This is a genomic window from Citrobacter sp. 506, from assembly GCF_050434985.1.
Lineage (GTDB): Bacteria > Pseudomonadota > Gammaproteobacteria > Enterobacterales > Enterobacteriaceae > Citrobacter > Citrobacter braakii.
Genome location: NZ_JBNDJN010000001.1, coordinates 1,455,829 through 1,473,358, shown reverse-complemented (window position 1 = coordinate 1,473,358; position 17,530 = coordinate 1,455,829). Strand labels below are relative to the sequence as shown.

Here is a 17,530-nt window from a genome sequence, read left to right as displayed (position 1 = left end):
AATAAAGAGGGCAGAATAAGTACAACAAATTAAAAAAATATTGCCAGTATTTATTAACGGCTACCTAAAATGATAGCGTTAGTTGGACCAGTTGTATCAGCGTCACAGACACCATCTAAGACGATATTGGCAGGCGTTAACTCATCTTCAGTCGTTGTTTTCAAAATACCACTAGCAGGGGCCGCTTCAACACTGATATCAATTGCTGCAGCACCTTCACCAGACAATGCACCTGCAGCCGCTGTAGTGGTCGCCACATAATCCCATTGAGAACCAACCTGTGACACAATGTTACGGCAATCTTCCATCTCCAGTCCGTTGATTACCATAAAGAAAGCTTTATTCTTCGTGGCAGTAGCGGAAAGTTTTGCAGGTCCAATTTCAAAAGCATCGTTAGAGAATCCATTGAACGCTTCACTAGGACCGATTTTACCCATCTTGACCAGACCAACGATTGCGGATAATCCATCTGATGTCTCGATCCCAGCTTTTGTTTCTGCACTTGAATCCTGGCGAGTCGGATATTCAGCAGAGTCTTTATACGCCTCTGTCATCGCAACACGGACAGAGTTCGTATTATCGGTCAGGTCTGAAATATCCTGAGATGTAAACGCACGCTGTGCCAGAATAACCACCCCTGCGGCGATAATACCGATAATGCCCAGTACAATGATAATTTCAAGCAGCGTTACGCCTTTCTGCTTTTTCAGCTCACGATACTGCGCTGATTTCCTTTTCCATGAATGAATCATGCTTTTCATATCCATAAATCCTTAGATATTAGTTGCTGTAAAAAATTAACCCTGCACTCACTGTGCCAAAAGATTATATGCGGCATTTTTCGTAAATCACCAGAAGCTAAAAGCTGTGGTGGGATAATTAGGAATAAAGGTGACTGGTCTGATGAGTTATTTTTGAATAAAATTTCACAATATATATATTATATATTGGAAATATCGTAACGGGTTTTTTGATTTATTTTTAGAAAAAGTTACGGTAATCTTCCTTTTCCGGAGAGTGATATATATTGACAATGCTCATATATTAAAATTAATATGGCTTGGCTTTTTATCTATTTTAGGTTAAAAAGTGAGTTTAGCGGCAAAACAATATTTGTCCAGTTAAACGTTACTGTAACTTACTTAGGTAAGCGCCTGGGCTTGCCTTCATACAACTCGAATTATTATGGCTATAAATAGATTGATTCACGCGATCAATTTAAACCTGCGTTGGTGAAAATATTACCTGTGTGAAGAAAAGACGTTGAAAGCGGTGAAGGGGGCTGGCGGGAGTGTTCCCGCCAGCGGTTTGATGGCTGTGATTACTGCTTCGGTTCGGCAACCACTTTGCTACCGATACCGCGGTTGTTGTATTCCCACATGCGGTTGAAGTTGGTGTCGTTCAGGTTGCGCTGGATTTCACCTTTGTCATCTTCTGCACCGGTATTACCGGCAAAAGGACGCTTCGAGATAACGCTGTCAGCCCATGGTTTTGCCATGTTAAAGCCTTCGTTGATCACGCTGTCGCGGATAACGACCTGACCGTTAGTGTTTGAATCGACATCCAGCGAGCGGCCCAACTGTGCCACGCCATCACCACTCGCCGTGAAGCGGCTATTTGTGGCGAGGAAGCCGTAGTAGATGTTTGACAGCGTCGCTGGTGCAAACACATAGGCTTCCTGCTGAGTACGGGAGTTCACAACGCGGAAATCGGTGTTATCGAACACCACGGCGCCGCGACCGGAAACAATATCCACATCGCCTTCAATGTAGCTGTTGGTTACCAAAGTACGCGGTTGACGATCGTTCTCCAGACGGTTTTGTACGCCGCTGTTAGTCACGAAAAACGTATTCTGGCGACCGAGGATGTTGACCTTATTGATCTGCACTTTATCGCCATCGGTACGTAGCGCAACGGCCGGGTGATTACCCGCATCAACGCTGTCACCCAGATTGTTTTCGATGGTCAGGTTCTGCAATTGCAGACCGTTATTTTGCGACCAGACGACGGCAGAACACATCACGCCAATATTTGTGCCGCGCTTGTTCTGGCAATTATCAAACATATACCACGCCGGTTTACCCGGCATGTATTTGCCGCCCGGGTTCACCGTACGACGCCAGTCTGCGGTGCTCATGTCACCATCAATAGCCTGGCCAATTTTCACATCCAGCGGTTTTTCGCCCATGCCGTACAGCGTCAGACTTCCCGTTGCTGCCGGGATATATACCGTGCCCTGATACTCGCCCGGCATAATCGCGATGTACTGACGTTTGTTAGTACGTTTGATGATTGCCGCATCAACCGCAGCCTGAATGCTGGTATGGGTGACGCCCTGAGTCCCAGCCGGGCCAACCACGAAGTCAGGCTGTGCAGGCAGAGAAATAGCAGAAGGGCTCCACGGCGCGGTGTTTGGCGTCAGCGCGGAAAAATAGTGCGCAGCAACGAAGTTTTTCGCTTCATTGGCCGACAAGATCGGGCGCGAAGAGGTACCTGGCGCGGTCTGATCGGAAGGAATTTGATCGGGCGGCGTAGAGCTACAGGCGGTCAGCGTCACGCCAAAAGCCATTGCCAGCGCCAGACGGGAAACTGATGATATGTTCACAGGTTGCTCCGGGCTTTGAAAGTTATCCATTGAAGCCTGCTTTTTTATACTAAGTTGAGCGAAACGGGAAGGTTAAAAGGTAAAAAGTTGTTTTTATCGCCGTAATGCCCGGCGCGGAGAGTTCTTATATCACAAATACATAACAATTACGGTCCTTCAGGTTGACAACATCCGTATAATCAAAAATAAATGTCTATACAACCTATGACAAGTGGTGAGTCGAATGCAGCAATTCTTCCCTGATGATGTTATCTGGCGCAATGTTCGTCTGGCGACCATGGATCCCGAACGTAACACCCCGTATGGGCTGGTAGAGGGTCATGCGCTGATCGTCCGCCAGGGGAAGATTCGCGATATCGTCCCGGAGTCATCGCTCTATCTCACACATGACAATACCTTTGATATGCAGGGCAGGCTAATTACACCTGGCCTGATTGACTGTCATACGCATCTGGTCTTTGGTGGAAACCGCGCAGGTGAATGGGAGCAGCGGCTAAACGGTGTCTCCTACCAGCAGATAAGCGCCCAGGGCGGGGGTATCAATGCCACGGTATCAGCGACCCGCAGCGCCAGTGATGAACAACTCTTACATCTAGCGCATCAGCGTATGGAACAGCTGATCAAAGAAGGCGTTACGTTGCTGGAAATAAAATCCGGTTACGGCCTGGATTTGCAGACAGAAGAGAAAATATTGCGCGTGGCAGCGGCGCTGGCGGCGGAGAATATCATTGAAATAAGCCCCACGCTGTTGGCTGCCCATGCGACTCCAGCAGAATACCGGGATGATCCTGACGGCTATATTACGCTGGTGTGCGAGACCATTTTGCCGCAGCTGTGGGAACAAGGGCTGTTCGAGACTGTGGATCTGTTTTGTGAAAGCGTGGGTTTTTCGTTGGCGCAGAGCGAGCGGGTGTTTCAGGCCGCGCAGGCGTTGGGCATCCCGATTAAAGGCCATGTTGAACAGCTGTCATTGCTGGGTGGCGCACAGCTGGTAAGCCGCTACCACGGGTTATCCGCCGATCATATTGAATATCTCGATGAAGCGGGCGTAGCGGCGATGAGCCAAAGCGGTACGGTCGGCGTGCTGCTGCCCGGCGCATTCTATTTCCTTAAAGAGCAACAGCGTCCGCCGGTGGCGTTGCTGCGTCAGTATCAGGTACCGATGGCGGTGGCGACAGATTTTAACCCAGGTACCAGCCCGTTTATCAGCCTGCACTGGGCGATGAATATGGCCTGCGTTCAGTTTGGCTTAACGCCGGAAGAAGCATGGGCGGGCGTCACCCGACATGCGGCCCGGGCGCTGGGACGTCATGCCACTCATGGTCAATTGAAGGCCGGGTTTGTGGCCGATTTTGTGGTGTGGGATGCAACTCTCCCGGTCGAGATCCTGTATGAACCGGGGCGTAATCCGCTCTACCAACGCGTATTCAAAGGACAAATAGTATGACTCACTGGCAACCTGTTTCACCTGCGCTGTGGCAGGGACGTGATGACCGCGCCGAATCGCCGAATGCGCTGCGCCTGTTTCAGACGATCACGCTGAGCCCGACATTTAGCCCAGAAATGTATCGCGAACAGATAGCGCTGCTTGGGTTTGCCTGCGACGAAGGCGTGAAACGTAATCAGGGCCGGACGGGAGCCGCCGGAGCGCCCGATGTGCTGCGCAAGGCGCTGGCGAATTTAGCCAGCCACGATGGGCATCATCGGCTGGTAGATCTGGGAAATATTGTGGCCCAGGCCCCCGATCTTGAGGGCGCACAGCAGGCGCTACGCAATGCGGTGCAGCGCTGTCAGCAGGAGAATATGCGTACCTTTGTTCTGGGGGGAGGACACGAAACTGCATTTGCGCACGGCGCAGGCGTGCTGGATGCGTTCCCGCAGGCGAAAGTGGGGATCGTCAACTTCGATGCCCACCTCGATTTGCGCCATGCCGATCAGGCTACTTCCGGCACACCGTTTCGCCAACTGGCGCAGCTTTGCGATGAACAGCAGCGTGAATTTCACTATGCCTGTATCGGTGTCAGTCGGGCGGCAAACACCCAGGCTTTATGGGATGAGGCGCAACGGCTCGGTGTGACCGTGGTGGAGGATCTGTACTGTGCAACGGCGCAGGCGCAGTTAGCGCAGTTTGTCGCCAACCTGGATGTTATCTATCTGACTATCGATCTCGACGTGCTGCCGGTGTGGGAAATGCCCGGCGTGTCGGCACCCGCTGCGCTGGGCGTACCGTTGGCGACGCTGCTGAATCTGATTGAACCCCTGTGTCGTAGCGGTAAACTGCAGGCGGTGGATATGGTTGAATTTAATCCACGCTTTGACGATGATGGCAGAGCGGCGCGCGTTGCGGCGCGATTAGGTTGGCAAATCGCGCACTGGTGGCACTGATATACCTGATGGCGTTACGCTTATCAGGTTCGGGTAATGCCTGTAAACTGTACCCACTCACATTCTCAGCTTAAGGAAGGCTTACGCATGCTCCCATCCCGTTCTGCTCCGGCACCTTTTTACGAAAAGGTCAAACAGGAGATCAGCGAAAAGATTGCCAGCGGTATCTGGCAACCTCACGATCGCATTCCCTCTGAGGCGGAGCTGGTGGCGCAGTATGGTTTCAGCCGCATGACCATCAACCGGGCGCTGCGTGAGTTAACGGATGAAGGGTTACTGGTTCGTTTGCAGGGCGTAGGGACGTTTGTCGCCGAGCCGAAGGGCCAGTCTGCGCTGTTTGAAATTCGCAGCATCGCGGATGAAATCAACGCCCGTCAGCATCAGCACCGCTGCGAGGTGATCACGCTGGAACGAACCCAGGCAAGCGCGCAGCAGGCTTTGGTGTTAAACGTCAAAGAAGGCACCTCCATTTTTCACTCTGTCATGGTGCACTACGAGAACGAACTGCCGGTGCAGATTGAAGATCGCTGCGTGAATGCCGAAATTGTGCCAGCGTATCTGGCGCAGGATTACAGCCAGACTACGCCGCACGCTTATCTGTCGCTGATAGCCCCTTTAACGGAAGGCGAGCATATTGTTGAAGCGGTCCGCGCCAGTGCCGAAGAGTGCGCGCTGCTGAATATCAAAGAACACGATCCCTGCCTGCTGATCCGCCGTAAAACCTGGTCTGCGTCATCTATTGTCTCTCATGCCCGTTTGCTCTTCCCGGGTTCCCGCTATCGCCTGCAAGGGCGGTTTATGTCCTGAAAAGCGTGATTGCTGCCGCAGTATAATAAAATTGTATCTTTTTTGTTAAAAGCACGCTTGCGACAACTTGTATAGACAAGTATATGTTACTTATCTGTCCGATCGTTCGCGAGGAGTGCTCTACCATGTCTCATAGCAAGTACCGTCAGCAGGATATTCGTGCCCCACGCGGCACCACGTTAACGGCCAAAAGCTGGCTGACCGAAGCGCCGCTGCGCATGTTAATGAACAACCTGGATCCCGATGTGGCGGAAAATCCGCATGAGCTGGTGGTATACGGCGGGATTGGTCGCGCCGCGCGGGACTGGGAATGTTATGACGCCATCGTCAACGCGCTGACCAAACTGGAGACCGATGAGACCCTGCTGGTCCAGTCCGGTAAACCGGTTGGCGTTTTCAAAACCCATGACAATGCGCCGCGCGTACTGATTGCCAACTCCAACCTGGTGCCACATTGGGCTACCTGGGAACACTTCAACGAGCTGGACGCCAAAGGGCTGGCGATGTATGGCCAGATGACCGCCGGGAGCTGGATCTACATCGGTAGCCAGGGCATCGTGCAGGGGACTTATGAAACCTTCGTTGAGGCCGGGCGTCAGCATTATCAGGGTAACCTGAGCGGACGCTGGGTGCTGACCGCCGGGCTGGGCGGCATGGGTGGGGCGCAACCGTTAGCCGCAACGCTGGCAGGTGCTTGCTCGCTGAATATTGAGTGCCAGCAAAGCCGGATCGATTTCCGTCTGCGTACCCGCTACGTGGATGAGCAGGCGACATCGCTTGAAGACGCGCTGGCGCGTATCGAAAAGTACACCCGTGAGGGGAAAGCGGTCTCCATTGCGCTATGCGCTAACGCCGCCGACGTTGTGCCGGAACTGGTGAAGCGCGGTGTGCGCCCGGATATGGTCACTGACCAGACCAGCGCCCACGATCCGCTGCATGGTTATCTGCCGTCCGGCTGGAGCTGGGAAGCGTATCAGGAGAAAGCGGTGTCCGATCCGCAGGGCACGGTACAGGCGGCGAAACGCTCAATGGCAACGCACGTCGAGGCAATGCTGGCGTTCAGCAAAATGGGCGTGCCGACGTTTGATTACGGCAACAACATTCGCCAGATGGCCAAAGAGATGGGCGTGGAAAACGCCTTTGATTTCCCTGGTTTCGTCCCTGCTTATATTCGCCCCCTGTTCTGCCGCGGCATTGGCCCGTTCCGTTGGGTGGCGCTTTCCGGCGATCCGCAGGATATTTATAAAACGGATGCCAAAGTGAAAGAGATCGTGGCTGACGATAAGCATCTGCACCACTGGCTGGATATGGCGCGTGAGCGGATTAACTTCCAGGGATTACCGGCGCGTATCTGCTGGGTCGGTCTGGAATGGCGTCAAAAACTGGGGCTGGCGTTTAATGAAATGGTGCGCAGCGGCGAAGTGTCTGCGCCGATTGTTATTGGCCGTGATCATCTGGATTCCGGCTCCGTCGCCAGCCCGAACCGCGAAACCGAAGCCATGCGCGACGGTTCTGATGCAGTATCCGACTGGCCGCTGCTGAACGCGCTGCTTAACACCGCCAGCGGTGCAACCTGGGTGTCACTGCATCACGGTGGCGGGGTAGGAATGGGCTTCTCCCAGCATGCCGGGATGGTGATTGTTTGCGATGGCACTGATGAAGCCGCAGCGCGTATCGCCCGGGTATTACATAACGATCCGGCTACCGGGGTGATGCGCCACGCCGACGCCGGGTATGACATTGCGGTGGATTGCGCCGTCGAAGAAGGGCTGAATTTGCCGATGGTCGCGGCGACGCAGGAGAAACGCTGATATGAACACCATGACATTAACGCCGGGTCATCTGAGCTTTGCGCAACTGCGCGACATCTGGCAGCAGCCGGTCAAACTGAGCCTGGATGCCGGGGCGATTGATGCGATCAACGCAAGCGTCGCCTGCGTCAATAATATTGTCGCTGAAGGCCGTACGGCGTATGGCATTAATACCGGCTTTGGCCTGCTGGCTCAGACCCGTATCGCCACGGAAGATTTGCAGAATTTACAGCGTTCGCTGGTGCTTTCCCATGCGGCAGGCGTTGGTGAGGCGCTCGATGACGCGATGGTACGCCTGATTATGGTGCTGAAAATCAACAGCCTGGCGCGGGGTTTTTCGGGTATTCGTCTCAGCGTGATTGAAGCGCTGATTGCGCTGGTGAATGCCGAGGTGTATCCGCTGATCCCGGCGAAAGGGTCAGTGGGCGCATCGGGCGATCTGGCACCGCTGGCGCATATGTCTCTGACGCTGCTGGGCGAAGGTAAAGCGCGCTGGCAGGGGGAATGGCTTCCGGCGACCGAAGCGCTGAAAAAGGCCGGGCTGGAGCCGATTACGCTGGAGGCGAAAGAAGGGCTGGCGCTGCTCAACGGTACCCAGGCTTCCACAGCCTTTGCGCTGCGCGGGTTAATTGAAGCCCAGGAGCTGTTTGCGTCTGCGACGGTGTGTGGGGCGCTGACCACCGAAGCCGTTTTAGGCTCTCGTCGTCCGTTTGATGCCCGTATTCATGCCGCACGAGGACAGCGTGGGCAGATTGATGCCGCAACGCTGTACCGCCACGTGTTGACCGACACCAGCGCGCTTTCCCAGTCGCATCATAACTGTGAAAAAGTGCAGGATCCGTATTCTTTGCGCTGTCAGCCGCAGGTGATGGGGGCGTGCCTGACGCAAATGCGTCAGGTAATGGAGGTCCTGCTGGTAGAAGCCAACGCGGTTTCCGACAACCCGCTGGTGTTTGCCGAAGAGGGCGATGTCATTTCCGGCGGCAACTTCCATGCTGAACCGGTGGCGATGGCGGCAGATAATCTGGCGCTGGCGATTGCGGAAATCGGGGCGTTATCAGAGCGACGCATTGCGCTGATGATGGACAAACATATGTCGCAGTTGCCGCCGTTCCTGGTGAAAAACGGCGGGGTGAACTCCGGCTTTATGATTGCTCAGGTAACCGCGGCCGCGCTGGCGAGCGAGAACAAAGCGCTGGCGCATCCGCACAGCGTGGACAGCTTGCCGACCTCCGCCAACCAGGAAGATCATGTGTCTATGGCGCCGGCAGCGGGCCGCAGGTTGTGGGAGATGGCGGCGAATACGCGCGGCGTGATTGCCGTGGAGTGGCTGGCGGCGTGTCAGGGGATTGACCTGCGTGAAGGGTTAACCTCAAGCCCGCTGCTGGAGCAGGCGCGCCAGGCTCTGCGCGAGCAGGTTGCCCACTATACGCAGGATCGCTTTTTTGCTCCGGATATTGAGTGCGCAACCGAACTGTTAGCCCAGGGGACGTTGTTGAAATTGATGCCTGAATTTCTGTAGATAAGCCTTGTTTAGTAGGCCGGATGCGGCGAAGCCGACATCCGGCACAACACAGCTTAACTGAACATCGCCGTAATCGAGGCGCTGGCGAGCGAGTGGAAGTGAACGTTAAAGCCAACCATCGCGCCGCTGGCGTCCTCATCGACATCAATACGCTCCACATCCAATGCGTGAACCGTAAAGATATAGCGATGGGTTTCCCCCTTCGGCGGCGCAGCACCGCCATAACCTGCTTTCCCAAAATCCGTACGGGTCTGAATCACCCCATCCGGCAGCGCAACCAGCCCGGAGCCGAAGCCTTGCGTGAGTACGCGGGTATCTGCTGGCAGATTTACCACCACCCAGTGCCACCAGCCGGAGCCGGTTGGTGCATCAGGATCGTAGCAGGTCACGACAAAGCTTTTGGTCCCTGCGGGCACGTCATCCCACGCCAGATGCGGGGAAATATTATCCCCGTCATACCCCACGCCGTTAAAGACGTGGCGATGCGCAAGCTTTTCGCCATCGCGCAGATCGTTACTGATTAGTTTCATGCTGACTCCTCTCGTTAGCCAAAAAGTGTAGCCAGGAACCGTATGTAGCGTGGCGAAATATTCTGGACTGTTTTGCGTTCAATCAAGGGTGGCAAATCCGGTTTCGTGCAAACCAAGGTATGTGAGAATGTCGGCAATAGCGTTCTTGCTGATAATGTCACGACCAACAGAAGTTAAATCAGCCAGCGCTGCCTTATCCTCTCCGGTGAAGTAGGATACTTTATTCGCACTGGTGACCAGTCCAGCCAGTGCGGCATCGAGTAAACTCCAGATACTCCTTCTCGGCGGTGTCAGGGAAAATCTGGCGAATAATCCAGCCCTGATAGGCGTAGAGATCGTCCGCCACGCCTGATACAGCATTAGCCCAGACGGCGTAGTCGCTGTCGCTGCTGGTGTCGGCGTTCTCATCGGGTAGCGCGTTCTGAATATCGCGTAACTGGCGGTCGGTACTTTTCGCAACGGTTGGGACGTGAAATGTCATTTAATAATCCTTACTGGGTGCCGGAACGTGTGCGGCGTGCCGGTGCTGTCGGTTAAACCCACTGCATGAGCGGTTATTGTGTGGTGTTGAGTATTCAGGGAGCGGCTGCGGCACGAAAAATCAAAGGGAAGCGGAGGAAAGGACCCGGCCATATTGACCGGGTTAATTATCTTACTTAACCTGACGGGCTTTGTCTGCTTTCCATTCCTCATATGTTGCTTCGAGGAACCACAAGCAGCGAGCGCCCTTATCAGTGCTTAACAACGCAGGACGTGTCCGCTGATAAAAATCCTCAACGGTTGCTGGAGCTTCAACAGGCACTCCGCAGACAATATCAGTCCCGAGCATGTGCGGCCATTTTCCCGCGTCAATGACGCTGAGCGCATCAAGAGCGCCGGTTGTATTTGCTGTTAGGGCAGCAGATAAAGCATCTTCCAGTTTAATGGCCTGCTTAACATCTGCCGCAGCCGCGAGTTCTGGCGTTTTATTCAGCCACGCTTGATCGCCCGTAGCCACGCCTTTCAGCGCATCGGGCCAGTTCACTTCGCCAGCTGCTGAAGTGGCCACAATAAACGGAAGTAGTAGCAACAATGCGAGCCGTTTCATCGTACAACCTCAAGCGGGCCGCCTTCACGTCTATGAACATCGACGGAACCTTTGATATCAGCGCCGCCGTCATCTTTGAGCCATAAATAAGCTGGAATAGCCATTTTCTTAAAACTCCATTTAAGGAAAATCTCATAAAATCCTTTCACTTTAATCACTTACGTGACAAATTCACGCTATCGCTTACTAAATCACCCGTCAATTTTTGCTCAGCATTGATATAAAACGATTTGCAATTTCTTTGATGCAAATAAAAAAAGGCCGGAATAATCCGGCCTTCATGTCTAAATATTGTTACTTAATCAGTCATCGAATAATCCGGGCTGTTCCACTTTTCCACGTCCGGACCGGGCGCTGATTAATCGCTAAAAAATGTTGCACTGCGCACAGCCTCGTTTACGGCCTGGGTCAGACGACGCAACTGATCGGGCTGAATAATGTACGGCGGCATCAGATAGATCAGTTTGCCAAACGGTCGTACCCACACGCCCTGTTCAACAAAGAACTTCTGTAACGCCGCCATATTCACCGGATGCGTGGTTTCGATCACACCGATGGCGCCGAGTACGCGCACGTCGGCTACCCAACTGGAGTCTGCCGCCGGGGCGAGTTCTGTCCGCAGTTGCGCTTCAATAGCCGCTACCTGTGAGCGCCACTCACCGGTTTCGAGTAACGACAGGCTGGCGGAGGCGACGGCGCAGGCCAGCGGATTACCCATAAAGGTTGGACCGTGCATGAAGCATCCGGCCTCACCGTTGCTGATGGTTTCCGCGACCTGACGCGTGGTCAGGGTGGCGGAAAGGGTCATGGTTCCGCCGGTTAACGCTTTGCCCAGACACAAAATGTCTGGAGTTATGTTGGCGTGTTCACAGGCAAAAAGCTTGCCTGTACGACCAAATCCGGTGGCGATTTCATCGGCAATCAGCAGGATACCTTCACGGTCGCACATCTTACGGATGCGCTTTAACCATTCGGGATGATACATGCGCATGCCGCCAGCGCCCTGCACAATCGGCTCAAGGATCACCGCCGCAATCTCGTGGCGATGCGCGGCCATCAGGCGGGCAAAAGGCACCATATCCAGTTCGTCCCACTCGCCGTCCATGCGGCTTTGCGGGGCGGGCGCAAACAGGTTCTCCGGCAGATAACCCTTCCACAGACTGTGCATCGAGTTGTCGGGATCGCAGACCGACATCGCGCCGAAGGTATCGCCGTGATAACCGTTTCGAAATGTCAGGAAACGCTGACGGGATTCGCCTTTGGCCTGCCAGTATTGCAGCGCCATTTTCATTGCTACTTCTACGGCGACCGAACCTGAATCCGCGAGAAAAACGCACTCCAGCGCCTCTGGCGTCATCGCCACCAACTGGCGGCACAGCGCAATGGCCGGGGCATGGGTAATGCCGCCAAACATCACATGTGACATGGCATCAATCTGCGTTTTCATCGCGGCGTTCAGCTGTGAGTGATTGTAACCGTGGATCGCCGCCCACCAGGATGACATGCCGTCTATCAGCCTCTCACCGCTGGCTAAAATCAGTTCGCAACCTTCGGCACGCGCCACCGGATAAACCGGTAACGGGGAGGTCATGGAGGTGTAAGGGTGCCAGATATGGCGTTGGTCAAACGCAAGATCGTCCGTTGTCATAATCGACTTGTAAACCAAATTAAAAAGATTTAGGTTTACGAGTCTACACCAAACTCATAACGAAACGTATACCAATATGGCTCATTCTTCTCGCTGGACAATGTCGCAAGTCACCGAATTATTTGAAAAACCGCTGTTGGATCTGCTGTTTGAAGCGCAGCAGGTTCACCGTCAGCACTTTGATCCGCGGCAGGTTCAGGTCAGTACGCTGCTGTCGATTAAGACCGGTGCCTGCCCGGAAGACTGCAAATACTGCCCGCAAAGCTCCCGCTATAAAACCGGTCTGGAAACGGAACGTTTGATGGAGGTTGAACAGGTACTGGACTCTGCGCGTAAAGCGAAACAGGCCGGTTCAACGCGGTTTTGCATGGGCGCGGCGTGGAAGAATCCACACGAACGCGACATGCCTTACCTGGAACAGATGGTTCAGGGCGTAAAAGAACTGGGGCTGGAAGCGTGTATGACGCTGGGTACGCTGAACGAAAATCAGGCCCAGCGGCTGGCTAATGCGGGTCTGGACTACTACAACCATAACCTCGACACCTCGCCGGAATTCTACGGCAATATCATCACAACCCGTTCGTACCAGGAGCGCCTGGATACGCTGGATAAAGTGCGTGAGGCGGGCATTAAAGTTTGCTCCGGCGGGATTGTGGGACTGGGGGAAACGGTGACCGACCGTGCGGGTCTGTTGCTGCAATTAGCGAATCTGCCAACGCCGCCAGAAAGCGTGCCGATCAACATGCTGGTGAAAGTGAAAGGCACGCCGCTTGCCGATAATGACGATGTGGATGCCTTTGATTTTATTCGTACTATCGCCGTGGCGCGGATCATGATGCCGACTTCATATGTCCGTCTTTCAGCCGGACGCGAGCAGATGAACGAACAAACCCAGGCGATGTGCTTTATGGCCGGGGCTAACTCGATTTTCTACGGCTGCAAACTGCTGACCACGCCGAACCCGAACGAAGATAAGGATTTGCTGTTGTTTCGCAAACTGGGTCTCAATCCGCAGCAAACGGCGGTGCTGGCGGGTGATAACGAACAGCAGCAACGCCTGGAGCAGGCGCTGCGTACCCCAGATACCGACGAATACTACAACGCGGCAACCGTATGACCTGGCAGCAAAAAATAGACGATGCGTTAACGGCGCGTCGTCGTGCTGATGCGTTGCGTCGGCGCTATGCGGTGACGCAGGGTGCCGGTCGCTGGCTGCAGGCCGACGGTCGCCAATACCTGAATTTTTCCAGCAACGACTACCTTGGCTTAAGCCACCATCCGCATATTATCTGCGCGTGGCAGCAAGGCGCTGAGCGTTTTGGCGTCGGCAGCGGCGGCTCGGGTCATGTCAGCGGTTATTCCGTTGCTCATCAGGCGTTGGAGGATGAGCTGGCGCAATGGCTCGGCTATTCACGGGCGCTACTGTTTATCTCCGGTTTTGCCGCTAATCAGGCGGTTATTGCCGCGCTGATGGGCAAAGAGGACCGGATTGTTGCTGACCGGCTCAGCCATGCCTCACTGCTGGAAGCTGCCAGCCTTAGCCCTGCCGTGCTACGTCGCTTTATCCATAACGATCCCCAACATCTGGAACGTCTGCTGACCACCCCCTGTCCGGGGCAACAACTCGTGGTCACTGAAGGTGTGTTCAGCATGGATGGCGATAGCGCACCGCTGGCGGAAATTCACGCGGTAGCAGAGCGGCAGGGCGCGTGGTTGCTGGTGGATGATGCGCACGGGATTGGCGTGAGCGGTGAGGAAGGGCGCGGTTCGTGCTCCCGACAGCAGGTGAAACCCGAGCTGTTAGTGGTCACGTTTGGCAAAGGGTTTGGCGTCAGCGGCGCGGCAATCTTGTGCTCAGACAGCGTGGCCGATTATCTGCTGCAGTTTGCCCGTCATCTGATCTACAGCACCAGTATGCCTCCGGCGCAGGCCCAGGCCTTGCGCGCCGCGCTGGAGGTGATCCGCAGCCGCGAAGGCGATGAGCGCAGAGAAAAACTGGCGATGCTGATCCGGCGTTTTCGCGCTGGGGTGAATACGCCGGACTTAACGCTGGCGCAGTCAGACAGCGCCATTCAGCCACTGATCGTGGGCGACAATCATAAAGCCTTGCAGCTGGCGGAGGCATTACGTCAACAGGGATGCTGGGTGACGGCTATTCGCCCACCGACGGTGCCGGTTGGTACGGCCAGGCTGCGGCTTACGCTGACCCAGGCGCATGAAGTCCAGGATATCGATCGCTTACTGGAGGTGCTGCATGGCGCAGGTCAATAAGCAGGCGATTGCTGCCGCGTTTGGTCGTGCGGCTACTCACTATGAGCAACACGCGGAACTCCAGCGTCAGAGCGCCGATGCGTTACTGGCGCGACTCGATGGTCGGGCATTCTCTCAGGTTTTAGATGCGGGCTGCGGACCCGGGCGTATGAGCCGTTACTGGCGGGAGCAGGGGAGCGAGGTCTGCGCGCTGGATCTGTCGGCGCAAATGCTGACTGAAGCACAGCGTCACGATGTCGCCCATCGTTATTTGCTGGCGGATATTGAAGCCATTCCGCAGGTTGCTGCTACTTTCGACCTGGCCTGGAGCAATCTGGCCGTACAGTGGTGCAGCGATCTGCGCGGCGCGTTACGCGAGCTTTACCGGGTGGTGCGTCCTGGCGGGACGGTGGCGTTTAGTACCCTGGCGCAGGGGTCAATGCCGGAACTTCGTCAGGCGTGGCGAGCGGTTGATGAGCGGGAGCACGCCAATCGTTTTTTGCCCGTGGAGCAACTGGAAAACGCCCTGCATGGGTGGGACGTTGAATACCAGTCTCATGCCGTCACGCTGTGGTTTGACGATGCGCTGAGCGCCATGCGCTCGCTGAAGGGCATTGGCGCGACGCATTTGCATGATGGCCGCGAGCCGCGCGTCCTCACCCGCTCACAGTTGCGCCAGCTACAGCTAGCCTGGCCCTGCCAGCAGGGGAAATATCCGCTGACCTATCATCTATTTTTGGGAGTGATTCAACGTGACTAACACTTTTTTTGTCACCGGGACGGATACCGAAGTGGGGAAAACTATCGCCAGCTGCGCGTTGCTACAGGCGGCGGGGCAGAGGGGATTGCGAACCGTCGGCTATAAGCCAGTGGCGTCGGGTAGTGAAATGACGGTTGAAGGTCTGCGCAATAGCGATGCCCTGGCATTACAGCGCAACAGCGTTGTGACGGTGGACTATGCGGCTATCAACCCCTATACCTTCGCGGAACCTACCTCACCGCATATCATCAGCGCGGACGAAGGTCGCCCCATTCAGGCCTCAGTAATGTCTGCGGGTTTACGCTCGCTGGAACAACAGGCTGACTGGGTGCTGGTGGAAGGTGCCGGAGGGTGGTTTACGCCGCTTTCGCCAACGCTGAGTTTTGCTGACTGGGTGAAAACAGAGCAGCTGCCGGTTATTCTGGTGGTTGGCGTTAAGCTCGGCTGCATCAACCACGCTGTGCTGACCGCCCAGGCGGTGCAGCAGGCCGGGCTGACGCTTGCCGGATGGGTCGCCAATGATGTGACGCCACCTGGCAAGCGTCATGCTGAATATATGGCAACGCTCAGGCGTGTGCTTGCGGCTCCGCTGCTGGGGGAAATTCCCTGGCTGGCAGAAGAGCCGGAGCGGGCATCGACAGGACGTTATATCGATCTTAGCGTTTTGTCTGTAGCGCCCCCCAGTCGGTGATTAGCGGGTTGCTGAGCTGTGTGATTTGCCCCTGAGCCACGTTGCGCCCACGGTGTAACAGGCAGTAGCAGTCAGCGACCCGACGAATAAACGGCAGGCTCTGCTCCGCGAGCATTATGGCGATGCCGAGCTCCTGGCTTAACCTTACCACCAGGTTCCCCAGCTTGTGGATATATGCCTGGCCACTTCCCCGCGTGGGCTCATCGAGGATCAGCAGGCGCGGGCGTGTGACCAGCGCGCTGGCGAGCGCAAGCTGGTGCTGATCATCTTCCGATAATGCCGCCCCTTTGGCCTGACGCAGTACGAACAACTGCGGAAACAGGCGGTAAATATCACTGCTGTTCATCGTTTCGCTTTCCTCAACCGCCTGGCGCGCAATATGCAGATTTTCCTCTACCGTCAATTGCGAAAAAATCCGTCTCTCTTGTGAAACGTAGTTAATGCCCAGCGCGATGCGATTTGCCGCCGGAATGGGACTCAGGTCGCGCGGTGGTGCGCCAGCCTGATGCCAGAACATGGTGCCGCTTTCGATCGGTAAATTGCCGATAATGCAATTGGTCAGTGTAGTCTTTCCCATCCCTGGAAGCCCCAACACACCGGTACATTTACCGGGCAGCAGGTCGAGATCCACATCCCATAGGGAGTGTTGATTACCGTAATAATGATTCACTGCGCGAAGACTCAACATAGATTCCTCCAGCATGATGCTATCCGCCCCACGTACAGGTCGTCGGAAGAAAATTGCAATTCTCTTGCCAGAAGAGGGATTGGGGTCAAAAAACAGCAGGAGAGTGTGCCGCGCAGGCGGTAACGTCTGGCTGGCCGGAGGGCTGGCGTTGTTTTGTGCACATTGCCAGTGCCTGGCGGTGTCGTAATGGTGCAGGCAAGAAAATGATGAAAATGCGAGCAAGATCCCGGCCATTCCAGGCCGTTTCGTTAGCTGATAAATATCAAAAAATAGCGATAAATTTTTTTTATCCCTCCGGAAAAGGGAGTGAGGGCGTTTTTGCCAGGCTACAGTCCATACGGGCTGGAGGCAGTTATCCACTATTCCTGTGGATAACCTTGTGTATTAGAGTTAGAAAACACAATGTAAGCGAGAGAAGACGCGGCCTGCGACTAAATTGATGCGAAAGACGGCTCGGGATAATAGTCATTAAATTACAGAATCTTAGATAAAATCAATGGCTGTCGCAGAAGTGTCATGCGTTGCCACAAAACTTTCATCGGGCAGCTTGACAAATGTTAAAAAAGTCATTGCTTTGGGGATAACACGTTTTTGCTGGTGTTTTATCTTGTCTGAGGCCAAATTTTAGCCTGCGGTCACGGTCATTCTGATGGCGTATCAGAAATATTCTGGTGCGTTACTGTTTTTTCATCCAGTATATTTTACTGGCAAAATATACGACTGCGAGTAAAATTACACACCTG

Annotated in this window: 16 protein-coding genes and 1 pseudogene; 9 read left to right on the top strand and 8 right to left on the bottom strand. The window is 54.7% G+C overall.

Annotated features, from left to right (window positions below):
- Positions 1 to 53: 53 nt before the first annotated feature.
- Both ABIE10_RS07300 and ABIE10_RS07295 read right to left on the bottom strand, forming a co-directional pair.
- A complete protein-coding gene (locus tag ABIE10_RS07300) occupies positions 54 to 761 on the bottom strand; it encodes a type IV pilus major pilin (RefSeq protein ID WP_049282673.1) in 708 nt (235 codons plus the stop codon).
- 560 nt (positions 762 to 1,321) lie between these two features.
- Positions 1,322 to 2,605, bottom strand: coding sequence for a putative acyl-CoA thioester hydrolase (locus ABIE10_RS07295; protein ID WP_047502440.1), 1,284 nt, complete (start codon positions 2,603 to 2,605; stop codon positions 1,322 to 1,324).
- Positions 2,606 to 2,828: 223 nt separating this feature from the next.
- Here ABIE10_RS07295 and hutI point away from each other — a divergent pair, with 223 nt between their 5' ends.
- The 5 genes from hutI to hutH all read left to right on the top strand — a co-directional run bounded on the left by hutI (position 2,829) and on the right by hutH (position 9,130).
- Positions 2,829 to 4,052 carry an imidazolonepropionase gene (hutI, locus tag ABIE10_RS07290; protein WP_049269855.1) on the top strand — a complete coding sequence of 408 codons (1,224 nt, stop codon included), beginning with the start codon at positions 2,829 to 2,831 and terminating at the stop codon, positions 4,050 to 4,052.
- Positions 4,049 to 4,990: a formimidoylglutamase gene (gene hutG / locus ABIE10_RS07285; RefSeq protein ID WP_103766055.1), complete on the top strand. Its 942-nt coding sequence runs from the start codon at positions 4,049 to 4,051 to the stop codon at positions 4,988 to 4,990. The genes hutI and hutG overlap by 4 nt, the downstream gene beginning before the upstream one ends.
- Before the next feature lie 87 nt (positions 4,991 to 5,077).
- A complete protein-coding gene (locus ABIE10_RS07280) occupies positions 5,078 to 5,797 on the top strand; it encodes a histidine utilization repressor (protein WP_016152334.1) in 720 nt (239 codons plus the stop codon).
- A 125-nt stretch (positions 5,798 to 5,922) separates the two neighbouring features.
- The gene (hutU, locus tag ABIE10_RS07275; RefSeq protein ID WP_286455102.1) at positions 5,923 to 7,608 is read left to right on the top strand and encodes a urocanate hydratase; all 1,686 of its coding nucleotides are present in this window, start codon (positions 5,923 to 5,925) and stop codon (positions 7,606 to 7,608) included.
- 1 nt (position 7,609) lies between these two features.
- The gene (gene hutH / locus ABIE10_RS07270; protein ID WP_047501300.1) at positions 7,610 to 9,130 is read left to right on the top strand and encodes a histidine ammonia-lyase; all 1,521 of its coding nucleotides are present in this window, start codon (positions 7,610 to 7,612) and stop codon (positions 9,128 to 9,130) included.
- A 56-nt stretch (positions 9,131 to 9,186) separates the two neighbouring features.
- On the opposite strand, the gene ABIE10_RS07265 is transcribed toward hutH, so the two are convergent.
- From ABIE10_RS07265 to bioA, 5 genes and pseudogenes are all read right to left on the bottom strand, one after another.
- On the bottom strand, positions 9,187 to 9,663 hold the full coding sequence (locus ABIE10_RS07265) for a kinase inhibitor (protein WP_429155154.1): 477 nt from the start codon (positions 9,661 to 9,663) through the stop codon (positions 9,187 to 9,189).
- 99 nt (positions 9,664 to 9,762) lie between these two features.
- A pseudogene (locus tag ABIE10_RS07260) lies at positions 9,763 to 9,915 on the bottom strand (gp53-like domain-containing protein); the annotation flags it as partial.
- Positions 9,884 to 10,144, bottom strand: a complete 261-nt coding sequence (locus tag ABIE10_RS07255) for a hypothetical protein (protein WP_429155153.1) — start codon at positions 10,142 to 10,144, stop codon at positions 9,884 to 9,886. The gene ABIE10_RS07255 and the pseudogene ABIE10_RS07260, both read right to left, overlap by 32 nt.
- A gap of 171 nt (positions 10,145 to 10,315) precedes the next feature.
- Complete coding sequence (locus ABIE10_RS07250) at positions 10,316 to 10,750, bottom strand: hypothetical protein (RefSeq protein ID WP_153690586.1); 435 nt, start codon at positions 10,748 to 10,750, stop codon at positions 10,316 to 10,318.
- A gap of 358 nt (positions 10,751 to 11,108) precedes the next feature.
- Entirely contained in the window at positions 11,109 to 12,398 is a 1,290-nt protein-coding gene (gene bioA / locus ABIE10_RS07245) for an adenosylmethionine--8-amino-7-oxononanoate transaminase (protein WP_286455101.1), read from the bottom strand.
- Between the two features lie 76 nt (positions 12,399 to 12,474).
- Between bioA and bioB the strand changes: the two genes are divergently transcribed.
- Genes bioB through bioD form a run of 4 tightly spaced genes read left to right on the top strand, consistent with a single transcriptional unit; the run spans position 12,475 to position 16,099 of the window.
- Positions 12,475 to 13,515, top strand: coding sequence for a biotin synthase BioB (gene bioB, locus ABIE10_RS07240; RefSeq protein WP_029139462.1), 1,041 nt, complete (start codon positions 12,475 to 12,477; stop codon positions 13,513 to 13,515).
- On the top strand, positions 13,512 to 14,669 hold the full coding sequence (gene bioF / locus ABIE10_RS07235; RefSeq protein ID WP_286455100.1) for an 8-amino-7-oxononanoate synthase: 1,158 nt from the start codon (positions 13,512 to 13,514) through the stop codon (positions 14,667 to 14,669). The genes bioB and bioF overlap by 4 nt, the downstream gene beginning before the upstream one ends.
- On the top strand, positions 14,653 to 15,408 hold the full coding sequence (gene bioC / locus ABIE10_RS07230; protein ID WP_181632741.1) for a malonyl-ACP O-methyltransferase BioC: 756 nt from the start codon (positions 14,653 to 14,655) through the stop codon (positions 15,406 to 15,408). The genes bioF and bioC overlap by 17 nt, the downstream gene beginning before the upstream one ends.
- Complete coding sequence (gene bioD / locus ABIE10_RS07225; RefSeq protein ID WP_286455099.1) at positions 15,401 to 16,099, top strand: dethiobiotin synthase; 699 nt, start codon at positions 15,401 to 15,403, stop codon at positions 16,097 to 16,099. The genes bioC and bioD overlap by 8 nt, the downstream gene beginning before the upstream one ends.
- Here bioD and ABIE10_RS07220 read toward each other — a convergent pair.
- Complete coding sequence (locus tag ABIE10_RS07220; protein ID WP_047359446.1) at positions 16,065 to 16,787, bottom strand: ATP-binding cassette domain-containing protein; 723 nt, start codon at positions 16,785 to 16,787, stop codon at positions 16,065 to 16,067. The two genes, bioD and ABIE10_RS07220, sit on opposite strands and share 35 nt — an antisense overlap.
- Between the last annotated feature and the right edge of the window lie 743 nt (positions 16,788 to 17,530).